General features: G+C 70.9%; 14 protein-coding genes and 1 pseudogene. 7 read left to right on the plus strand and 8 right to left on the minus strand.

Annotation, left to right across the window (positions count from 1 at the left end):
* Window position 1: 1 nt before the first annotated feature.
* Window positions 2-1,252, minus strand: coding sequence for a serine hydrolase domain-containing protein (locus tag SSP08S_RS40695; protein WP_019073403.1), 1,251 nt, complete (start codon window positions 1,250-1,252; stop codon window positions 2-4).
* Window positions 1,253-1,423: 171 nt separating this feature from the next.
* Window positions 1,424-2,362 carry an NADP-dependent oxidoreductase gene (locus SSP08S_RS40700; protein ID WP_019073404.1) on the minus strand — a complete coding sequence of 313 codons (939 nt, stop codon included), beginning with the start codon at window positions 2,360-2,362 and terminating at the stop codon, window positions 1,424-1,426.
* 100 nt (window positions 2,363-2,462) lie between these two features.
* Here SSP08S_RS40700 and SSP08S_RS40705 point away from each other — a divergent pair, with 100 nt between their 5' ends.
* Window positions 2,463-2,867, plus strand: coding sequence for a winged helix-turn-helix transcriptional regulator (locus SSP08S_RS40705; RefSeq protein ID WP_019073405.1), 405 nt, complete (start codon window positions 2,463-2,465; stop codon window positions 2,865-2,867).
* 48 nt (window positions 2,868-2,915) lie between these two features.
* On the opposite strand, the gene SSP08S_RS40710 is transcribed toward SSP08S_RS40705, so the two are convergent.
* The 3 genes from SSP08S_RS40710 to SSP08S_RS40720 all read right to left on the minus strand — a co-directional run bounded on the left by SSP08S_RS40710 (window position 2,916) and on the right by SSP08S_RS40720 (window position 7,607).
* On the minus strand, window positions 2,916-3,776 hold the full coding sequence (locus tag SSP08S_RS40710; protein ID WP_019073406.1) for a membrane protein: 861 nt from the start codon (window positions 3,774-3,776) through the stop codon (window positions 2,916-2,918).
* Window positions 3,777-3,968: 192 nt separating this feature from the next.
* Window positions 3,969-5,057, minus strand: a complete 1,089-nt coding sequence (locus SSP08S_RS40715) for a metallophosphoesterase (RefSeq protein WP_019073407.1) — start codon at window positions 5,055-5,057, stop codon at window positions 3,969-3,971.
* Between the two features lie 1,437 nt (window positions 5,058-6,494).
* On the minus strand, window positions 6,495-7,607 hold the full coding sequence (locus SSP08S_RS40720) for a LacI family DNA-binding transcriptional regulator (protein WP_078532683.1): 1,113 nt from the start codon (window positions 7,605-7,607) through the stop codon (window positions 6,495-6,497).
* Between the two features lie 431 nt (window positions 7,608-8,038).
* On the opposite strand from SSP08S_RS40720, the gene hisC reads away from it, so the two are divergent.
* From hisC to SSP08S_RS56860, 6 genes and pseudogenes are all read left to right on the plus strand, one after another.
* Complete coding sequence (gene hisC, locus SSP08S_RS40725) at window positions 8,039-9,118, plus strand: histidinol-phosphate transaminase (protein WP_019073409.1); 1,080 nt, start codon at window positions 8,039-8,041, stop codon at window positions 9,116-9,118.
* Window positions 9,119-9,333: 215 nt separating this feature from the next.
* Window positions 9,334-10,842 (plus strand): cytochrome ubiquinol oxidase subunit I, encoded by a 1,509-nt coding sequence (locus tag SSP08S_RS40730; protein WP_019073410.1) that lies wholly within the window; start codon window positions 9,334-9,336, stop codon window positions 10,840-10,842.
* A gap of 20 nt (window positions 10,843-10,862) precedes the next feature.
* Entirely contained in the window at window positions 10,863-11,867 is a 1,005-nt protein-coding gene (cydB, locus tag SSP08S_RS40735) for a cytochrome d ubiquinol oxidase subunit II (RefSeq protein ID WP_019073411.1), read from the plus strand.
* A gap of 101 nt (window positions 11,868-11,968) precedes the next feature.
* The gene (gene cydD, locus SSP08S_RS40740) at window positions 11,969-15,457 is read left to right on the plus strand and encodes a thiol reductant ABC exporter subunit CydD (RefSeq protein ID WP_026179262.1); all 3,489 of its coding nucleotides are present in this window, start codon (window positions 11,969-11,971) and stop codon (window positions 15,455-15,457) included.
* Window positions 15,458-15,518: 61 nt separating this feature from the next.
* Complete coding sequence (locus tag SSP08S_RS40745) at window positions 15,519-17,198, plus strand: sensor histidine kinase (RefSeq protein WP_019073413.1); 1,680 nt, start codon at window positions 15,519-15,521, stop codon at window positions 17,196-17,198.
* A 210-nt stretch (window positions 17,199-17,408) separates the two neighbouring features.
* Window positions 17,409-17,894, plus strand: a pseudogene (locus tag SSP08S_RS56860) (M23 family metallopeptidase); the annotation flags it as partial.
* 1 nt (window position 17,895) lies between these two features.
* On the opposite strand, the gene SSP08S_RS40755 reads toward SSP08S_RS56860, so the two are convergent.
* From SSP08S_RS40755 to SSP08S_RS40765, 3 genes are all read right to left on the minus strand, one after another.
* Window positions 17,896-18,783, minus strand: coding sequence for a Cof-type HAD-IIB family hydrolase (locus tag SSP08S_RS40755; RefSeq protein ID WP_174479443.1), 888 nt, complete (start codon window positions 18,781-18,783; stop codon window positions 17,896-17,898).
* 90 nt (window positions 18,784-18,873) lie between these two features.
* Window positions 18,874-19,776 carry an LLM class flavin-dependent oxidoreductase gene (locus SSP08S_RS40760; RefSeq protein ID WP_019073416.1) on the minus strand — a complete coding sequence of 301 codons (903 nt, stop codon included), beginning with the start codon at window positions 19,774-19,776 and terminating at the stop codon, window positions 18,874-18,876.
* Between the two features lie 42 nt (window positions 19,777-19,818).
* Window positions 19,819-20,265 (minus strand): hypothetical protein, encoded by a 447-nt coding sequence (locus SSP08S_RS40765; protein ID WP_019073417.1) that lies wholly within the window; start codon window positions 20,263-20,265, stop codon window positions 19,819-19,821.
* Between the last annotated feature and the right edge of the window lie 66 nt (window positions 20,266-20,331).

The following is a 20,331-nucleotide window of genomic DNA, read 5'->3' on the forward strand; positions in this document are numbered from 1 at the left end:
TCTAGTTCTTCGGCGAGCCCTTGGCCGACGTCATGTCGCACAGGGCGTGGTCGACGAGGGTGCCGGTCGCGCGGTTGAGGGCGGTGAGGTCCGGGGGCGCGGTGGTGGTCGTGATGGAGACGGTCACCGCGCGCCTGCCGTCGGCGCTCACCGCGGGGCGGGTGTTGACGCCCGCTCCGTCGCCCTCGTGGGTGTAGTAGAAGCCGCCGCAGGAGAGCGGGATCCTGCGCAGGCCGAGGCCGTAGGTGCCCTCGGGCATCTCGGCCACGTCCTCCGGGTCGTCGGTCCGCTGCACGGTCTGCCGCATCTCGCGCCACTGCGTGGCGGGGAGCAGCCTGCCGTCGGCCAGGGCCCGGAAGAAGGTGTTCAGGTCGGCGGTGGTGCTCACCACACCGGAGTCCGCGGTGTGCTGGAAGCTGTGATCGGTGACGTCCAGGCGCTTGCCGTCGGCGGTCGTCAGATAGGCGTTCACGTGCGGGTCGGGCAGGAACGGGTCGAGCCCGGGAATGGAGGTGTTGCGCAGTCCGAGCTTCGCGATGATCCGGTGGGCGACCAGGTCCTGCCAGCTCGCGCCGCCGGCTTTCTCGGCGATCATCCCGGCCAGCAGGTAGTTGGTGTTGGAGTACGCCCACCGGGTGGCCCCGCCCGGCTGCGGCACGAAGAGCGGGTGGTGCTTCATCGCGACGGCGACCAGGTCGGCCGCCGGGGTGGTGTCGTAGCGGTTCTCGTCGAAGTGGTTGATCAGGCGGTCCTGGATCGCCGGGTCGTCGATGTAGTCGTAGAGGCCGCTGGTCTGGCGGAGCAGGTCGCGGACGGTGATGCGGGTGCCGTCGTTGCCGTTGCCCGTGACGACTCCCGGCAGCCAGTGCTCGACGGTGTCGTCGAGCGACAGCCGCTTCTCCGCGACGAGTTGGAGGACGACGGTCGCCACGAACGTCTTCGTCGTGCTCGCCACACGGAAGTGCGCGTTCCAGGGGATCGGGGCCGTGGAGTCGGTGGTGCGGGTGCCGATGCGGGCCATGAGCGGTGTGCCGTTCGGTCCGTCGACCCTGGCGAGCACGTTCACATCGCCGCCCCCGGCCTTCCGTACGGCTGCCAGGTCGCGCTGGAGCACGGCCTCGTCGTACCCGTGGGAGGGGTGGTCCGGTGCCGGGTGTCCGGTGGTGGCGGTCGCGGCCACGGGCGCGCCCAGTGCGAGCAGCGCCGCTGCCAGCACGGCGGCGCCGGTCTTCCTCGATGACGGCCTCTGCATGGTCGAATCCCCCGTTGCTCCTGGTCCTGATCGGTGACGATCACAAGCCAACCGGATCGGGGCGCGGGGGAGGATGGGGCTGTCCGCCGAGTGCGGGGTGGTCGTAACCCCCCTGTGAACCTCGGGTTCGTCCCCGTCGGGCCCCGGTGGGGAATCGGCGGACCGAGTCGGTCACGGCACGAGGACGAGCTTGCCCGTGGTGCGCTTGGCCTCGATGGCGCGGTGGGCCTCGGCGGCTTCGGCCAGCGGGTAGGTGCGCTCGACGGAGACCCGCAGCCGACCTGCCTCGACGCGTTCGGTGATCTGCTTCAGCAGGGCGCCGGAGGGCTCGGCCGTGACCCAGGTGTAGCGCAGGCCACGGGCGGCGGCCTGTTGCTCGTCCGTCCCCGGGTCGATCGACGCGCCGACGAGCAGACCGTCCGGCCGGAGCACGTCGAGGGAGTGCGGGCCGTAGGAACCGCCGACCAGGTCCAGGACCGCGTCCACCGGCGCGACGGCGGTCCGGAAGTCGGTGGTGGTGTAGTCGATCAGCTCGTCGGCACCCAGCTCGCGCAGGAAGTCGTGGTGGGCCGCGCGGGCGGTGCCGATGACGTATGCCCCGAGTTCCCTGGCCAGTTGGACGGCGACGTGTCCGACGCCGCCGGCCGCCGCGTGGATCAGCACCCGGTCGCCGGGCCCGACCCGTGCCAGCACGGCGAGGGCCTGCCAGGCGGTGATCGCGACCAGGGGTACGGCCCCCGCGTGGGCGAGGTCGAGGTTCTTGGGCGCGGGCGCCAGCGCGTCGGCCGGTACGGCGGTGAACTCGGCGTACGCGCCCCGTGGGCGGACGGACAGCATGCCGTACACCTCGTCGCCCGGCGCGAACCGTGTCACGCCCTCGCCGACCCGCTCGACGACGCCGGACACGTCGTTGCCCGGCGTCCACGGCAGGGGGACCAGCTCCGGCACCCGGCCGGACCGCAGTACCGCGTCGCCCGGGTTGACGCCGGCGCCGGCGACCCGCAGGAGCACCTCACCGGGGGCGGGCTCGGGGACGTCGGTCGCGACGTAGGCGAGGGTCTCGGGGCCGCCGAACACGGACTGGACGATGGCGTGCATACGGGCGGACATCCTGACTCCTCGTCAACAGGGCGTGGTGCGTGGCGCGTTCCATGATCTGTCGGGCGGCGACCCTGCGGAAGGAGGCACTTCTCTGATATCGAGGTTCCTCATGGATACCGGCTTCGACCTGAGGAAATACGGTGGCGTGGACATCTTCCTGCGCGACTGCCCCACCCGTGCCGTACTGGAGCTGATCGCGGGCAAGTGGACCATGCTGGTGCTGGTGGCCCTGGAGGACGCCCGGACCATGCGGTTCGCCGAACTGCGGCGACGGCTGGACGGCGTGACGCCGAAGGTGCTGACGGGGACCCTGCGAGCGCTGGAGCGCGAGGGGCTGCTGATCCGCACGGTGTACCCGACTGTGCCACCGCGCGTGGAGTACCGGCTGACCGAACTGGGCCAGGAGGTGGGCGGGTTGGTGCAGGGCATCACCGTCTGGGCGCAGGCGAACGTCACCGCCATGCGCGCGGCGCGGGAGGAGTTCGACGGGCGGGACGAGCAGCAGAGCCTGTGACCGGGTCTTCGGCTTGCGCTCCCCTGGTTGGGGGCGCAAGCCGAGGGGCTACTCCGGCGCGTGCTCGGGCCCCCCGAAGTCCGGGCTGCTGAAGTCCGGGCTGGTGAAGCTCGGGCGGTGGCCCGGTTCGGGGCCGTCGTCGGGGCTGGAGAAGCCCGGGCGGTCGTAGCCGAGGTGCGGCATGCGACTCGGTGCCGAGGGGGTCGTACGGCGTCGGGCCGCCGTGCCCGGGGCCGCGAGCGCCTCCTGGAGGAACGGCAGGATGCCGCGTTCCAGAAGGGCGTCGTGCCAGGCTTCCCTGGCCCGGGCCACCTCACCGCCCGACTCCCCGTAGGGGTCGGCGTCGAACGTCGGCCGGTTGCGCAGGGCCGTGAGGAGCAGGCCGATGGCGGCGACGAGGATCGCCGCGGCGGTCATCGCGCCGAACACCCAGCCGGCGGTGAGCATGGTCTGGGCGAATGCGGGTTCGGGGGTGAGCATCTTGAGGATGTAACCCACGAGCAGGAATATCGCCGCGGCCGTGCCGGCGAGGACGGGGGTGAGGACGGCGGCGACGGCGACGGCACCCGCACCCTCGGCAGCCTCCCCCAGGGTGGTGGCGAGCCCCATCGCGCCCACGCCGCCCGGCTCCGCGGAGCCGGTCTCGTGGACGGACGGCGGGGTGGACGACGCCGGCCGGCGCAGTTCCTCGCGGACCTTCACGTAGTGCTGGTACTCGGTCGCCGCGGCCGCCGTGATGAGTGCGGTGGCGTTCAGCGCCATGGTGCGCAGCTGTTCGGGGTTGAGCCGCTTACCGACAGCGGCCAGTTCCGGGCGGGTAGGGGCGGAGCGCAGCGCCTCGTCGAGGATCCGCTCGTACTCCTGGCGGTCCTCGCTGAGCAGGTGCTGCGGAACGCTGTTCATGTGCATCCCCCGATGCTCCGTAGGGCTTGGGGCTCGCATGCCAACGAGCCGTCGGGCAGAAACGGAGGGGAGCCTGCTACGGATAAGCCGATGGTAGAGCGGCGACGGCACACGGTGACAGGGGGTTTCCAGAAATTGGCCCCTGGCCAGCGCTGTCGTCCGCCGGTCCTCCGAGGGGGACGTCTGCCCGTTAAACGCTCAGATATCCAACGGCAGTTGCTGGACCAGCAGTTTTCCGGCCATGGTCACTCCGCCGTCCATCGCGATGGCCAGTCCCTCGGCGTAGACGTGCGGTCCCTCGACCACGGGACTGGCGGAGTCCTCGCCGTCCTCGGAGCCGACGTCGCCCAGGAGGTACGGAATCGGGCTGTGGCCGTGCACGATCCGGGTCCCGCCGTACATGTCGAGCAACGAGCGGACATGTTCGGCGCCGCCCTCGTCGCGGAAGGAGAAGCGCTTGGTGAACTTGCGGAACACGTCCCACACCTCGTCCGCGTCGTTGCGGGTGAGGGTCTCGCGGACGTTGTCGTTGACGGCCTCGATCGAGTCGCCGTAGTCGAGGTAGGCGGTGGTGTCGGAGTGGACGAGGAGGTGGCCGTCGACCTCCTCCATGGCGTCCAGCCGGGACATCCACTGCAGGTGGACGTCCTGGAGACGGTCCATGTCGGTCTTCTGGCCGCCGTTGAGCAGCCAGGCCGCCTGGAAGGTGGCGGTGCCCGCGCCGGAGTTGACGGGGGTGTCGCCGAACCGCTTGGCGCCGAGCAGCAGCAGCTCGTGGTTGCCCATGAGGGCCTTGCAGTAGCCGCCGGCCGCGGCGGCCTCGGCGGACAGCCGCATCACCAGGTCGATGACGCCGATGCCGTCCGGCCCGCGGTCGGTGAAGTCGCCGAGGAACCACAGCCGCGCGGTGCCCGCACACCAGCTGCCGGCCGCGTCGATCAGGCCCTTCTCCCGCAGCGCGGCCACCAGTTCGTCGAGGTAGCCGTGCACATCCCCTACGACGAACAGCGGACCGGGGCCCTCCGTCTGCCGGGGGATGCCCACCGACGCCGGGTCCACCGCGACCTGAACCGTGTCACCCCTATTGATGACCGGCAGATCACGCTGAGTCGGTGTGTACCCGTCGGGATAGGCCTCGTCGAAGGCCTCCTCGTCGGGTCGTACGGCGCCGCCGGGCTGCGCGCTGTCGGCGTACGGACCGGTCTCGTGGACATACGCCGGCACCCGGAAGTCGCGCAACGTCGCCGCCCGCTCCGTCTCGGGTCCCTGACCGGCCCCCTGAGTCATCGACCCCTCCACCATCACGCCGCGTCTGCACCGCGTCGGACTGCCTGGTCGCAGCGGCCCGCGGTGTCGTGGGCCCATCATAGGAATGCGGATCGCGCCATGTGATGACCCAGGGGTGGTGAATCAGAGCAGGACTCCGGTTCACTGTGGCTTTCGCCCCGATTGGGCAGGGCTTCGACCACTCGACCAGCACCCGAAGGACGATCGGTTCCCGCCGGAAGCGCGGCTGAATTTCGCCGGTGCGCTGCCCTCCGGCGGTTGCCGTACTCCACCTCCGACTTCGGTACGACCACCGACCGTCGGCCGGTCGGTGGTCGACTCCGGTGCCGGGTGGGTGCCTGGGGAGACGGGGCCGGGCGGGCGTCGAAGGGGCAGGGGCGGGCGCTACGGCCCGAGCGGCATCGGGTGGATGCCTGGCGAGACAGGGTCGGGCGGGCGTCGAGGGGGCAGGGGCGGGCGCTACGGCCCGAGCGGCATCGGGTGGGTGCCTGGGGATGCAGGGTCGGGCGGGCGTCGAGGGGGCAGGGGCGGGCGCTACGGCCCGCACGGGATCGGGTGGGTGCCTGGGGATGCAGGGTCGGGCGGGCGTCGAGGGGGCAGGGCCGTGCGCTACGGCCCGAACGGCGCCGGGTGGGAGTCCCGGCACCGTCCGGCCCGTACCGGAGCCCGAGGGAAGCGCCCGGGCACCGCCCGCCCGCCACTCCGCCCCGAGAGACGCCCAGCACCGCGTCAACCGCCTCGCGGAGCCCGTCACGGCGTCCTCCCCCCAGCCCTCCCTGTGCGGGCCGCGAGCAAGGGCCCGGCGCCGGCACGTCCCGGCTACGACGCCCCGCCCGTCCCGGCTCCGCCCCGCCCCCCACGCCCGTCACCACACCCCGCGAACACCCCGAGCGGCCCTTGGCGCGGGCACGCGCCAGCAAGCGGACCCACCGACGGTCGACCCAACGGAAGGCGCTCGCCGGGGCAGCCCCACCGCCGCCCCGACCTACCGCTGCGCTGACGCACCGCCGGCCCATGCCACCGCTCGACCGGTTCACCGACCGAGCGGCCCACACCAGCGGACGGGACGGGCCCGACCGACATCAGGCCCACCGGGAACCCGACAGGCAGACCGACCACTGTTGGACCGACCCAGCGCCAGACCGACCCGCAGTCGAACCGACTCACCGTCAGACCGCCTCACGGCCGGACCCGACGACGGCCCACCACAGGACCGACCGATCGCCGACTGGCCGACAGGTCCGCCCCAAAGCCCCACCCGCCAACGGCCCGACAGCCTCGCTGCCTGACTCACCGCCAGACGAGCCGCCCGCCCCTCCGGAAACTCGCCCGACCGCCCGACCGCCCGACCGCCCGACTGACCCACCGGCCACCCGCCTCCCCCGAAAGAGCCGCCCAACCGGCCGCCCCCGAAGGGCAACTCGACCGCCCGACCCCCTACTTCCCCTCCGGCGACCGAGGCGGACTCACCGTCGTCCGCGGTGGCCGTCGCTGGGACGACGTACGGATGATCAGTTCCGTCGGTATCACCTGCTCGACCGGCAGATCCGAATCGACCCCCTCGATGGCGTCGATGAGGAGCTGCACCACCGCCGTACCGATGCGGCGCGGTTTCAGCGAGAGCGTGGTGATCGGCGGCTCGGTGTTGGCGTACACCGTGGACTCGCTGCAGCACACGAGCAGCAGATCCTCCGGCACCCGCATCCCGTAACGGCGGGCCGCGGCCAGCAGATCCGTGCCGTTGGGGTCGAACAGGCCGTAGACCGCGTCCGGCCGGTCGGGCCGGGCGAGCAGCCGGTCGGCGGCGACGGCGCCCGCGCACGGATCGTGCGCCGGATAGGACTCGTACACCGGATCCTGGCCCACCCGCTCGCACCAACGCAGGTATGCGGTGGTCGAGAGATGTGTGTATGTGTCCGTGCTCGTGCCCGTGAGCAGGCCGATCCGGCGGGCGCCGGCGTCGGCCAGGTGGTCGAGGATGCCGAGGACGGCGGCCTCGTGGTCGTTGTCGACCCAGGCGGTCACCGGGAGCGAGCCGGCCGGGCGGCCGTCGGAGACGACCGGTAAACCCTGCCGGACGAGCTCGCTGACCACCGGGTCCTGGTCGGACGGGTCGATGACGACCGTGCCGTCCAGGGCGACGTTCGACCACACGTCGTGGCGCGAGGTCGCCGGAAGGATCACGAGGGCGTAGCCGCGGGCGAGCGCGGCCGAGGTGGCGGCGCGCGCCATCTCGGCGAAGTACGCGAATTCGGTGAAGGTGAAAGGTTCATCCCCGTACGTCGTGACGGTCAGGCCGATGAGGCCCGATTTCCCGGTACGGAGCGTGCGAGCCGCCGCGGAGGGCCGATAGCCCAGCCGGTCGGCCACTTCGCGGACATGGCGTCGGGTGGCGTCCGGGAGCCGGCCCTTGCCGTTGAGGGCGTCGGAGACGGTCGTGATGGAGACTCCGGCCGCGGCGGCCACGTCTCTGATTCCCGCCCGGCCCGGCCGGCTTCCTCGACGAGAGGTTTCCGCGCGGCTCACCTGGTGCTTCCCTGCTGCTGTCATGGCGAGCCGATAGTAGGGCTCATGCGGTGGGGTAGTGCGGACGCATATGCACGCGTTGACAGGCACGTTTCTGCAAGGTCAGAAAGGGTCAACTACCTTAGAAACAAAGGCAGTTAAACGCTTCGATGGCATTACGTGACTTGTCGGCGCGCATGGGCCTGCCAAGTCCCCGATGTTTCGAAGAGGTCTCAACTCACCTGCACGAGGGATGCGCGCCACGGCGTGAGCTACCGGCGCATAGATATATGTACAGCGCGCCCCCGGTTCGTGCGCCTTCGTACGCTGTTGCCCCTGATGCGGATGTGACGTGTGAGACATTCCTGGCCGGCGTCCACGGGCCGCTCACCCGGACGCGACCTGTACGCGGCGGCGTCGAATCCTCATAAGGTGAGCAGTATTGAATTCCGGTGGTGGTCACAAGGAGGACTGCGGTGAGCGAGACGAGCCCCAAGCTGCGCGCCGAGCTGGAGGGTATCCCCACCTACAAGCCGGGCAAGCCCGCCGCGGCGGACGGTCCGGTGGCCTACAAGCTGTCCTCCAACGAGAACCCGTACCCGCCGCTGCCCGGTGTCATGGAGAGCGTGACGGCGGCCGCCGCGTCCTTCAACCGGTACCCTGACATGGCCTGCACCGGTCTGATGAACGAGCTGGCGGAACGGTTCGGCGTCCCCGTCTCCCACCTGGCCACCGGCACGGGCTCGGTCGGCGTCGCCCAGCAGCTGATCCAGGCGACCGCGGGACCGGGCGACGAGGTCATGTACGCCTGGCGCTCCTTCGAGGCGTACCCGATCATCACGCGGATCAGCGGCGCCACGGCCGTGCAGGTGCCGCTGACCCCGGGCGATGTGCACGACCTCGACGCGATGGCCGACGCGATCACCGACCGGACCCGGCTGATCTTCGTCTGCAACCCCAACAACCCGACGGGCACGGTCGTACGGCGGGCAGAGCTGGAGCGCTTCCTGGACCGGGTGCCCGGCGATGTGCTCGTCGTACTGGACGAGGCGTACCGGGAGTTCATCCGGGACATGGAGGTGCCGGACGGCGTCCAGCTCTACCGCGACCGGCCGAACGTCTGCGTCCTGCGGACCTTCTCCAAGGCGTACGGCCTCGCCGGGCTGCGGGTCGGCTTCGCGATCGCGCACGAGCCGGTGGCGGCGGCGCTGCGCAAGACGGCGGTGCCGTTCGGGGTGAGCCAGCTCGCGCAGGACGCGGCGGTCACCTCGCTGCGCGCCGAGGACGAACTGCTCGGCCGGGTCGGCTCGTTGGTGTCCGAGCGCACCCGCGTGGTCGACACGCTGCGAGCCCAGGGCTGGACGGTCCCGGAGACCCAGGCGAACTTCGTGTGGCTGCGGCTGGGGGAGCGTACGGTCGATTTCGCCGAGGTGTGCGACCGGGCGGGCGTGGTGGTGCGGCCGTTCGCGGGTGAGGGCGTGCGGATCACGATCGGGGAGACCGAGGCCAACGACATCTTCCTGAAAGTGGCGGAGGGCTTCCGCAAGGAGTTGTAGGGCGTCGTCGACGCCATAGGCCGGCCGGTCCCTCCCTGGTGGGGCCGGTCGGCCGCGTTAGGGGACCCCCCGCCTCTCACGTCTCGAACTGCCATGCGTCATAATTCCTTGTGAATGTGAACGCGTTCACAAGCGTGTCCTGGTTGTCCAGTGATGCGTGGGGCATAAGGGGCAAACTGCCGCTGTGACCACGGCGACATAAGGAGACTGACGACGTGCAACTGGCTCTGGCGCCGGAGACACTGGCGCGATGGCAGTTCGGCATCACCACCGTCTACCACTTCCTGTTCGTCCCTCTGACGATCTCGCTCGCCGCTCTCACGGCCGGGCTGCAGACCGCGTGGGTGCGCACGGAGAAGGAGAAGTACCTCAGGGCCACCAAGTTCTGGGGCAAGCTCTTCCTGATCAACATCGCCATGGGCGTCGTCACGGGCATCGTGCAGGAGTTCCAGTTCGGCATGAACTGGTCCGCCTACTCGCGGTTCGTCGGTGACATCTTCGGTGCCCCGCTCGCCTTCGAGGCGCTGATCGCGTTCTTCTTCGAGTCCACCTTCATCGGCCTGTGGATCTTCGGCTGGGACAAGCTCCCCAAGCGGATCCACCTGGCCTGCATCTGGATGGTCTCGATCGGCACGATCCTCTCGGCGTACTTCATCCTCGCGGCCAACTCGTGGATGCAGCACCCCGTCGGCTACAAGATCAACAAAGCCAAGGGCCGTGCCGAACTCACCGACTTCTGGCACGTCCTGACCCAGAACACCGCGCTCGCGCAGGCCTTCCACACGCTCTCCGCGTCCTTCCTGACCGGCGGCGCGTTCATGGTCGGCATCGCGGCCTTCCACCTGTTCCGCAAGAAGCACATCGCGGTGATGAAGAGTTCGCTGCGGCTGGGCCTGATCACCGTCACCATCGCCGGCCTGCTCACCGCCGTCAGCGGCGACACCCTCGGCAAGGTCATGTTCAAGCAGCAGCCGATGAAGATGGCCGCCGCCGAGGCCCTGTGGGACGGCCAGGACTCCGCGCCGTTCTCGATCTTCGCCTACGGCGACGTCAGCAAGGGCCACAACACCGTCGAGCTCTCGATCCCCGGGATACTGTCGTTCCTCGCCGACGACGACTTCAGCTCGTACGTCCCCGGCATCAACGACACCAACAAGGCCGAGCAGGCGAAGTACGGCCCCGGCGACTACCGGCCCATCATCCCCGTCACCTTCTGGGCGTTCCGCTGGATGATCGGCTTCGGCATGGCGTCCTTCGCGGTCGGCCTGGCCGGACTCTGGCTGACCCGCAAGAAGTTCATGCTGCCCCAGCATCTGCGGGTCGGCGAGGACGAGGTCCCGAACGTGGTCCTCTTCAAGAAGAAGGCCCTCGGCCCGAAACTCACCAAGCTCTACTGGCTGGTGTCCATCTGGACCCTCGGCTTCCCCCTCGTCGCCAACTCCTGGGGCTGGATCTTCACCGAGATGGGCCGCCAGCCCTGGGTCGTCTACGGCCTCTTCCAGACCCGTGACGCCGTCTCCCCCAGCGTCTCCCAGGGCGAGGTCCTCACCTCGATGATCGTCTTCACCTCGCTCTACGCGATCCTCGCCGTCATCGAGGTCAAGCTGCTCGCGAAGTACGTCAAGGCCGGCCCGCCCGAACTCACCGAGGCCGACCTCAACCCGCCCACGAAGATCGGCGGCGACTCCCAGGACGCCGACAAGCCGATGGCGTTCTCCTACTAGGCCGAGGGAGCTGCACAGTCATGGAACTGCACGACGTCTGGTTCGTCCTCATCGCCGTCCTGTGGACCGGCTACTTCTTCCTGGAGGGCTTCGACTTCGGGGTCGGCATCCTCACCAAGCTGCTCGCCCGCAACCGCACCGAGAAGCGGGTGCTGATCAACACGATCGGCCCGGTCTGGGACGGCAACGAGGTCTGGCTGCTCACGGCCGGCGGCGCGACCTTCGCCGCCTTCCCCGAGTGGTACGCCACTCTTTTCTCCGGCTTCTACCTCGCCCTGCTGATCATCCTGGTTTGCCTGATCGTCCGGGGCGTCGCCTTCGAGTACCGGGCGAAGCGGCCCGAGGAGAACTGGCAGCGCAACTGGGAGACGGCGATCTTCTGGACCTCGCTGCTCCCCGCCTTCCTGTGGGGCGTGGCCTTCGGCAACATCGTGCGGGGCGTGAAGATCGACAAGAACTTCGAGTACGCCGGCACCTTCTGGGACCTGCTCAACCCGTACGCCATCCTCGGCGGCCTGGTCACGCTGACGCTGTTCACCTTCCACGGCGCGGTGTTCACGGCGCTCAAGACCGTCGGGGACATCCGGGCGCGGGCACGGAAGCTGGCCCTTCAAGTCGGTCTCGTCACCGCCCTGCTGGCGCTGGCCTTCCTGATCTGGACCCAGGTCGACAGCGGTGACGGCAAGAGCCTGGTGGCGATGATCGTGGCTGTCGTCGCCCTGGTCGCGGCGCTGGGGGCGATCCAAGTCGGGCGCGAGGGCTGGTCGTTCGCGTTCTCCGGGGTCACCATCATTGCCGCCGTCGCGATGCTCTTCCTGTCGCTCTTCCCGAACGTCATGCCGTCCTCGCTCAACGCGGACTGGAGCCTCACGGTCACCAACGCCTCGTCGAGCCCGTACACGCTGCGGATCATGACCTGGTGCGCGGGGATCGCGACCCCGATCGTCCTGCTCTACCAGGGCTGGACGTACTGGGTGTTCCGCAAGCGGATCGGTACGCAGCACATCGCAGAAGCGGCGCACTGAGGCCGAGCACTGAGTCCGCTTTGGGGCATGTTTCACGTGAAACATGCCCCCTTGGGGCCAACTGAGAAGTCGGGACCTCCCGAGATGAGGGTGTGTTTCACGTGAAACCAATCGACCCACGGCTACTTCGATACGCCCGCGCCACCCGCCTCTTCCTGATGGCGGTCGTCGGCCTGGGTGCCGTAGGGGCGCTGCTGGTCATCGCCCAGGCGATGCTCATCGCCGAGGTCGTGGTCGGCGCCTTCCAGCACGGCAAGTCCGTGAATGAACTCGGCACTCCCCTGCTGCTGTTGGTGGCCGTCGCGGCCGGCCGTGCCCTGGTCTCCTGGCTCACCGAACTCGCCGCCCACCGTGCCAGCGCCTCCGTGAAGTCGGAGCTACGGCGACGGCTGCTGGAGCGTTCCGTGGAGCTGGGCCCCGGCTGGCTGAGCGGGCAGCGGACCGGTTCGCTGGTCGCCCTCGCCACGCGTGGTGTCGATGCCCTGGATGACTACTTCTCGCGCTATCTCCCGCAGTTGGGGCTCGCGGTGGTCGTCCCGGTGGCGGTGCTGGCGCGGATCGTCACCGAGGACTGGGTCTCGGCGGCGATCATCGTCGGCACTCTGCCGCTCATCCCGCTCTTCATGGTGATCATCGGCTGGGCCACACAGTCCCGGATGGACCGCCAGTGGCAGTTGCTGTCCCGGCTCTCCGGGCACTTCCTGGACGTGGTCGCGGGCCTGCCCACCCTGAAGGTGTTCGGGCGGGCCAAGGCGCAGGCCGAGTCGATCCGGCGCATCACCGGCGAGTACCGGCAGGCGACGATGCGGACGCTACGGATCGCTTTCGTCTCCTCTTTCGCCCTGGAACTCCTGGCCACCCTCTCCGTGGCCCTGGTCGCCGTGACGATCGGCATGCGGCTTGTCCACGGCGACATGGACCTCTACATCGGCCTCGTCGTCCTCGTCCTGGCCCCCGAGGCGTATCTGCCCCTGCGTCAGGTGGGTGCGCAGTACCACGCGGCGGCGGAAGGCCTCGCGGCGGCCGAGGAGATCTTCGCCGTACTGGAGACACCGGTCCCGGCCACGGGAACCACCGAAGTGCCCTCCGACGCGCTCGCCTTCGAAGGTGTGACGGTCCGGTATCCAGGGCGGTCCGTGGACGCCGTGTCGGACGTGTCCTTCACCGTGGAACCCGGCGAGACGGTCGCCCTCGTGGGCCCGAGCGGCTCGGGCAAGTCCACTTTGCTGAACGCCCTGTTGGGGTTCGTGCGGCCCACCGAGGGACGGGTACTGGTCGGGGGAGTCGATCTCACCGACGCCGACCTGGAGCGGTGGCGCTCGCGGATCGCCTGGGTGCCGCAACGCCCGCAGCTGTACGCCGGGACGATCGCCGAGAACGTACGGCTCGCCCGGCCCGACGCCGACGACACCGCCGTACGGCGGGCGTTGGCCGACGCAGGCGCCCTGGACTTCGTGGACGCGCTGCCCGAGGGCATCGGGAGTGTGCTCGGCGAGGACGGGGCCGGACTGTCCGCCGGGCAGCGGCAGCGGCTCGCGCTCGCCCGGGCCTTCCTCGCCGACCGTCCCGTCCTGCTCCTCGACGAGCCGACGGCCGCCCTGGACGGGGCGACCGAGGCCGAAGTGGTCGAGGCGGTAAGGCGGTTGGCGGTCGGGCGGACAGTGCTGCTCGTGGTGCACCGGCCGGCTCTGCTGGCGGTGGCGGACCGGGTGGTACGGGTGACGGAGGGCGAGACCGCGGTTCGTGCGGAGGTCGTGCCGACGCTCGCCGGTACGAGCCCGAAGGCGATGGTGAGTTCCGTGGACGTCGATGAGCCCGAGACTCGGCTTGCCGCACACACGGGCAGCGTCCTCGCCCGCGTCCGCGCCATGTCCGGTGCCCGGCGTGGCCGCCTCGCCCTGGCCCTGTTGCTCGGAAGTCTGGCGCTGGGCAGTGCAGTTGGGCTCATGGCCACGTCCGGGTGGCTGATCTCGCGGGCCTCGCAGCAGCCGCCCGTGCTGTATCTGATGGTGGCGGTGACCGCGACCCGGGCCTTCGGGATCGGGCGGGCCGTGTTCCGGTACGCCGAGCGGCTCGTGTCGCACGACGCGGTGCTGCGGATGCTGGCCGACACCCGGGTCGCCGTCTACAGGCGCCTCGAACGGCTCGCGCCCGCCGGGCTGCGGGACACCCGCCGGGGCGATCTGCTGTCCCGGCTCGTCGCCGACGTGGACGCGCTCCAGGACTACTGGCTGCGCTGGCTGTTGCCCGCCGGGGTCGCGGCCACTGTCTCGGCGGCGACGGTCGGCTTCACGGCCTGGCTGCTGCCCGAGGCCGGTGCCGTCCTCGCGGTCGGTCTCCTCGCGGCCGGCGTCGGCGTCCCCCTCGTCACCGGTGCCGTGGCCCGCCGCGCCGAACGGCGGCTGGCCCCCGCTCGCGGAGCGCTCGCCACCCGCGTGACCGAACTGCTCACCGGCACCGCCGAGTTGACGGTCGCCGGCGCACTGCCCGCCCGTACCGCCGAGGCCCGGCGCGCGGACGGCGTCCTCACCCGGATCGCCTCCCGCGCCGCTACCGCCACCGCGCTCGGCGACGGCCTCACCGCGCTGATCTCCGGCCTGACCGTCGCCGCCACCGCCCTGGTCGCAGCGCAGGCCGTCGCCGCGGGACGACTCAGCGGTGTCCTGACGGCCGTCGTCGTCCTCACCCCGCTCGCCGCCTTCGAGGCCGTCCTCGGACTGCCCCTCGCCGTGCAGTACCGGCAGCGGGTCCGCAAGAGCGCCGAGCGCGTGTACGAGGTCCTGGACGCCCCCGAGCCCGTACGGGAACCGGAGCGGCCCCGCCAGGCGCCCGCGACGCCGTTCCCGCTCGTCGTACAGGGGCTGGCCGCCCGGCACACCGGGCAGGACCGGGACGCGCTCGCCGGGCTCGACCTGACGCTGGAGAAGGGGCGCCGGGTCGCCGTGGTCGGGGCCTCCGGGTCCGGCAAGACGACGCTGGCGCAGGTGCTGCTGCGCTTCCTCGACGCGGACGCCGGTTCGTACACGCTGGCCGGCGTGGACGCGTACGCCCTGGACGGCGACGACGTACGACGGCTCGTCGGGCTGTGTGCCCAGGACGCGCACCTCTTCGACAGTTCGGTGCGCGAGAACCTGCTGCTCGCGAGGAAGGACGCGACCGAGGACGAGCTGCGGGCCGCGCTGGAGCGGGCCCGGCTGCTGGACTGGGCCGACGGGCTGCCCGACGGCCTGGACACGCTCGTCGGTGAGCACGGGGCGCGGCTGTCCGGCGGGCAGCGGCAGCGGCTGGCACTCGCCCGCGCGCTGCTCGCGGACTTCCCGGTGCTCGTGCTCGACGAGCCCGCCGAACACCTGGACCTCGCGACCGCCGACGCGCTCACCGCCGATCTGCTGGCCGCCACGGAGGGCCGTACGACGCTGCTCATCACGCACCGGCTGGCGGGGCTCGAGGACGTGGACGAGGTGATCGTGCTGGACGAGGGACGGGTCGTGCAGCGGGGGCCGTACGCCCGACTGGCCTCGGTGGAGGGGCCGTTGCGGGGGATGGCGGAGCGGGAGGCGGAGTCCGAGGTGCTGGTGGCGGCCGGATAGGGAGACTCGGGGTCGAGGCGCTCGACTTTCCGTGACAAAGCGGACTAATTAGGCTCGGGGCATGTCAGCCGCCGCGAGTGCCGGTCCCCCGTCGCCCTCCTCCGGGCTCTCCGCCGAACTGGCCGTACGCGTGCCGCAGTTGCTGGCGGCGATGCGGTCCGTGGGCAGCGGGCTCGAACTGCACTCCACGCTGGAGCGGATCTGCGAGGCGGCGGCCACACTGACGGAAGCCCGTTACGCGGGGCTCGGTGTCGTCGACGAGGACGGTGACGCCCTGGCCGACTTCGTCTTCCACGGAGTCGACGCCGGCACCGCGCGGCGCATCGGGCGGTTTCCCGACGGGCACAAGGGACTGCTCGGCGCGCTCATCCGGGAGCCGGAGCCGGTCCGGCTCCCGGATGTGACCCAGGACCCGCGTTCCTGGGGCTTCCCCGCGCACCATCCGCGGATGCGGGCCTTCCTCGGTGTTCCGATCCGCGTCCAGGGCGAGGTCTTCGGGAATCTCTATCTGGGCGAGAAACGCGGCGGGGACCCGTTCAACGACGACGACGTCAACATGGTCCGGGTCCTGGCGACCGAGGCCGGCATCGCGATCGGCAACGCCCGGCTGTACGAGGCCGCCCAGCAGCGTGAGCGGTGGATCGACGGGTCGGTGGCCGTCACGACCGCCCTGCTGTCCGGCGGAGACGCCGAGGACGCGCTCCGGGTCGTCGCGGAACGCGCCCGCCGGCTGTCCGGATCGGCGGCCGGGATCGTGCTGCTGCCCGCCGACGAGGGCGGCATGGAGATCGTCGCCGTGGCCTCGGAACAGCCGTCGAACCAGCTCGGCAGAGTCGTCCCGCCGGAGAGCGAGATCGTCGCGCAACTCCTCGACGGACAGCCGGTGTTCGTGGGGGACGCGGGCACAGATCCCCGTATGATCAGCGCCCTCGCGCGCGCGTACGGACCGATCATGGCGCTGCCCCTGCAGAGCGGAGGGCGCGTCCTGGGGGCCCTGGTCACACCTCGCGCGTGCGGTGAGCCGCCGTTCACGGAGGCGGAACGCACCCTCGCCATCCAGTTCGCCTCGCAGGCCGCGCTCGCGCTGATGATGGCCGAGGCGCAGCGCGACCGGGAACGCCTCGCGGTGTACGAGGACCGGGACCGCATCGCCCGCGACCTGCACGACCTGGTCATCCAACGGCTGTTCGCCACCGGCATGATGCTGGAGAGCGCCCGGCGCGACTCGCTCGTGCCCGAGGTGCGGCAGGGCGTCGGCAACGCCGTCGACGAACTCGACATCACCATCCAGGAGATCCGCACCGCGATCTTCGCGCTCCAACAGCGGCCCACCGAAGCCCCATCCGGACTGCGCACGCGGGTGCTGCGGGAGATCAACATGGCCGCCGTGCCGCTCGGTTTCACACCCGCGCACAGTTTCGTCGGCGCGGTCGACATCGTGGTCGGCGACCTGAGCGGCAAGAACCTCATCGCGGCCCTGCGCGAGGCCCTCTCCAACGCGTTCCGGCACGCGGCGGCCACCCGGATCGAGGTCGTCGTCGACGCGACCGCGACCCTGCCCGACGGCCGGCCGGGCGTCCGGCTCACCGTCGCGGACGACGGGGTCGGCATCCCGGAGGGCGGTCGCCGCAGCGGCCTGAAGAACCTCAAGCGACGGGCCGAATCCCTGGGCGGCGACAGCTGGTACGGACCCGGCAACGGCGGAGGCGGCACGACGGTGGTGTGGCAGGCACCCCACTGAGCCCGTCCCCCCGGGGGCTCCCACTGAGCCGTTCGCGCCACCCTGTCCCCCATGCGTACGACTTGAACAGGGCACCGGTCCGCCGCGCGGGTCACGATCGCTGACATGCCCTCATCTCGCCGTCACCCACTGCTCGTTCCGGTGCTGCTGTGCGCGATCGCCGTGCTGGCGGCCCGCCCCGGCGACGGCGACAGCCACACAGCGGGTACCGGGCAGACGAACGGATCGGTCGGGTCGGGCTCCTGCCCGGGCGCCGTCCGCCTCGACCAGCCGCCGACCACCGAAACCGCCTCATGGGTCGCGCCGGTGGAGACGAGCGAGCTGTCCGCCGGATTCGGCAGCAGCGGCTCCCGCTGGGCGAACCGGCACACCGGCCAGGACTTCGCGGTGCCCGTCGGCACGCCGGTCCGGGCGGTCGGAGCGGGCCGGGTGGTGCGGGTGTCCTGCGGCGGCGCCTTCGGCATCCAGATCGTGGTCGAGCATCCGGGCGGCAACTGCACGCAGTACGCCCATCTCTCCACCGTGGCCGTCGATCAGGGGGACCGCGTCACCGCCGGCCAGTGGATCGGCGAGTCCGGCACGACCGGCAACTCGACCGGACCGCACCTGCACTTCGAGGTACGGGCCACTCCGGAGACGGACTCGGCGGTCGATCCGCTGCCGTGGCTGGAGGCCCGCGGAGTGGCTGTCGGCTGAGCTACCGCCGCTCGGACAACATCCGCTCGATCACGACGGCCACGCCGTCCTCGTTGTTGTCGACGGTCCGCCCGGAGGCCGCCGCGAGCACGGCGGGGTGCGCGTTGCCCATCGCGTACGACTGCCCGGCCCAGGTGAGCATCTCGACGTCGTTCGGCATGTCCCCGAAGGCGACGACCTCCTCGGGCGCGATCCCCCGCTCCGCGCAGCACAGGGCGAGCGTGCTCGCCTTGGAGACGCCGGGGCCGCTGATCTCCAGCAGGGCGCTGGGACTGGAGCGGGTGACGTTCGCGCGGTCGCCCAGGGCGAGGCGGGCGGTGGTCAGGAAGTCGTCCGGGTCGAGGTCGGGGTGGAACGCGAGGATCTTCAGCACCGGCTCGTCGGCCCCCGGGGCGTCCGCCGCGAGGAGCTTCTCGGCGGGCGCCAGGGTGTCCGGGATCTCCATGTGCATCTTCGGATACGCCGGCTCCTGGTAGAAGCCGTAGGTCTGCTCGATCGCGTACACGGTCCCGGGCGCCGCCTCGCGCACGAGTCGTACGGCGTCGAGGGCGTTGTTCCGGGCCAGTTCGCGGACCTTCACGAAACGGTGGGCCCCGGGGCCGCCGTGCAGGTCGACCACGGCGGCGCCGTTTCCGCAGATCGCCAGGCCGTGACCGTGGACGTGGTCGCTGACGACGTCCATCCAGCGGGCCGGGCGGCCGGTCACGAAGAAGACCTCGATGCCCGCCTCCTCGGCAGCCGCCAGAGCGGCCACCGTGCGGGGGGACACCGACTTGTCGTCGCGCAGCAGAGTGCCGTCCAGGTCGGTGGCGATCAGCCGTGGCGGGACGGCGGAGGCCGGGGTCTCGGGCTGTCGAGTCGCTGAGGTCACCGGGCCATTCTCCCGCATATGCCCGCACGGCCGTGCGGCAGTGCGCACATGTGAGTGGTTAGGGCTCCCAGCAGGGCCGTTGCGCCCGAGGTCAGGGATGCCGCCGGGTCAGCGGAGCTGCGTGGGGGCTTCCATCGCGATCTGCTCGAAGACCTTCTCGTCCGCCGCGAAGTCGGAGTCCGGAATGGGCCAGTGGATCACGATGTCGGTGAAGCCCAGTTCCTGGTGCCGGCCCGCGAAGTCGACGAAGGCGCCGAGGGACTCCAGCGGACGGCCGCGGTCCGGGGTGAAACCGGTGAGCAGGATCTTGTCGAGCCCCGCCGCGTCCCGGCCGATCGACGCGCAGGCGTCGGCCAGCTTCTCGACCTGCCCGCGAATGGCCTGAACCGACTGCTCGGGATTGCCGTTCTCGAACAGCCGGGGATCACCGGTGGTCACCCAGGCCTGCCCGTGGCGGGCGGTGAGCTTCAGACCACGCGGCCCGGTGGCGGCCACCGCGAACGGCAGCCGGGGCCGCTGCACACACCCTGGAATGTTCCGGGCTTCGTGCGCCGAGTAGAAGTCACCCTCGTACGACACCGAGTCCTCGGTGAGCAGCCGGTCCAGCAGCGGAACGAACTCCCCGAACCGGTCGGCACGCTCCCGTGGGGTCCACGGGTCCTGTCCGAGGGCGGTGGCGTCGAAGCCGGTGCCGCCCGCACCGATGCCGAGGGTGACGCGTCCGTCGGAGACGTCGTCGAGCGTGATGAGGTCCTTGGCGAGGGTCACCGGGTGCCGGAAATTGGGCGACGTGACGAGCGTGCCCAGACGCATCCGCTCGGTGACGGCCGCTGCGGCGGTCAGCGTCGGTACGGCGCCGAACCACGGGCCGTCCCGGAAGGTGCGCCAGGACAGGTGGTCGTAGGTGTAGGCGGTGTGGAAGCCGAGCTGCTCCGCGCGCTGCCATGCCTCGCGGCTCCCCTCGTTCCAGCGGCGGTACGGGAGGATCACGGTGCTCAGGCGCAGGTTCATGGCTCCCAGGCTATGCGGCGGTCCGTGTTTCACGTGAAACCGTCACCTGATGCGGCCGTTCAGCCACGGTGTGAGGGTGATCATCGCGATCCACTCCTTGTGCGTCCGGTCGCCGGGCAGCGGCACGACCAGGTTGCAGCCGGGCGGGAAGCGACGAGTCTTGACGTAGGCGTGGCCGTCGAAGACGGAGCGGAGGAAGGCGGCGACGTCGTCGCGTGCGACGTCGGGGCAGGCGATGCCCTCGACCGTGATCACGGCGTCGTCCTCGGGGAAGAGCCGCACGCTCACCCGCGGCAGTCCGCCGAACTCGATGAAGGCCTCGTGCGGGAGCGAACCGTCGGGGTCGGTGGTGACGCCGAAACCCGCGGCGGTGCGGCGCGAGGTCTGGTCGGCGCCGATGTCGTGGGTGACCTCGATCTCACGCGCGTACTCGGCCGCGATGTCACGCAGGGCGGTCACGGCCGCCTCGGTGCTGGGGAAATGGTCCATACCTCTGATCATGCCGGGGGTGGTGCGGCCGAGGCCATACCCCGTGACACATCTCGGGCCGTGCGG

The organism is Streptomyces hokutonensis, assembly GCF_000376565.1.
Lineage (GTDB): Bacteria > Actinomycetota > Actinomycetes > Streptomycetales > Streptomycetaceae > Streptomyces > Streptomyces hokutonensis.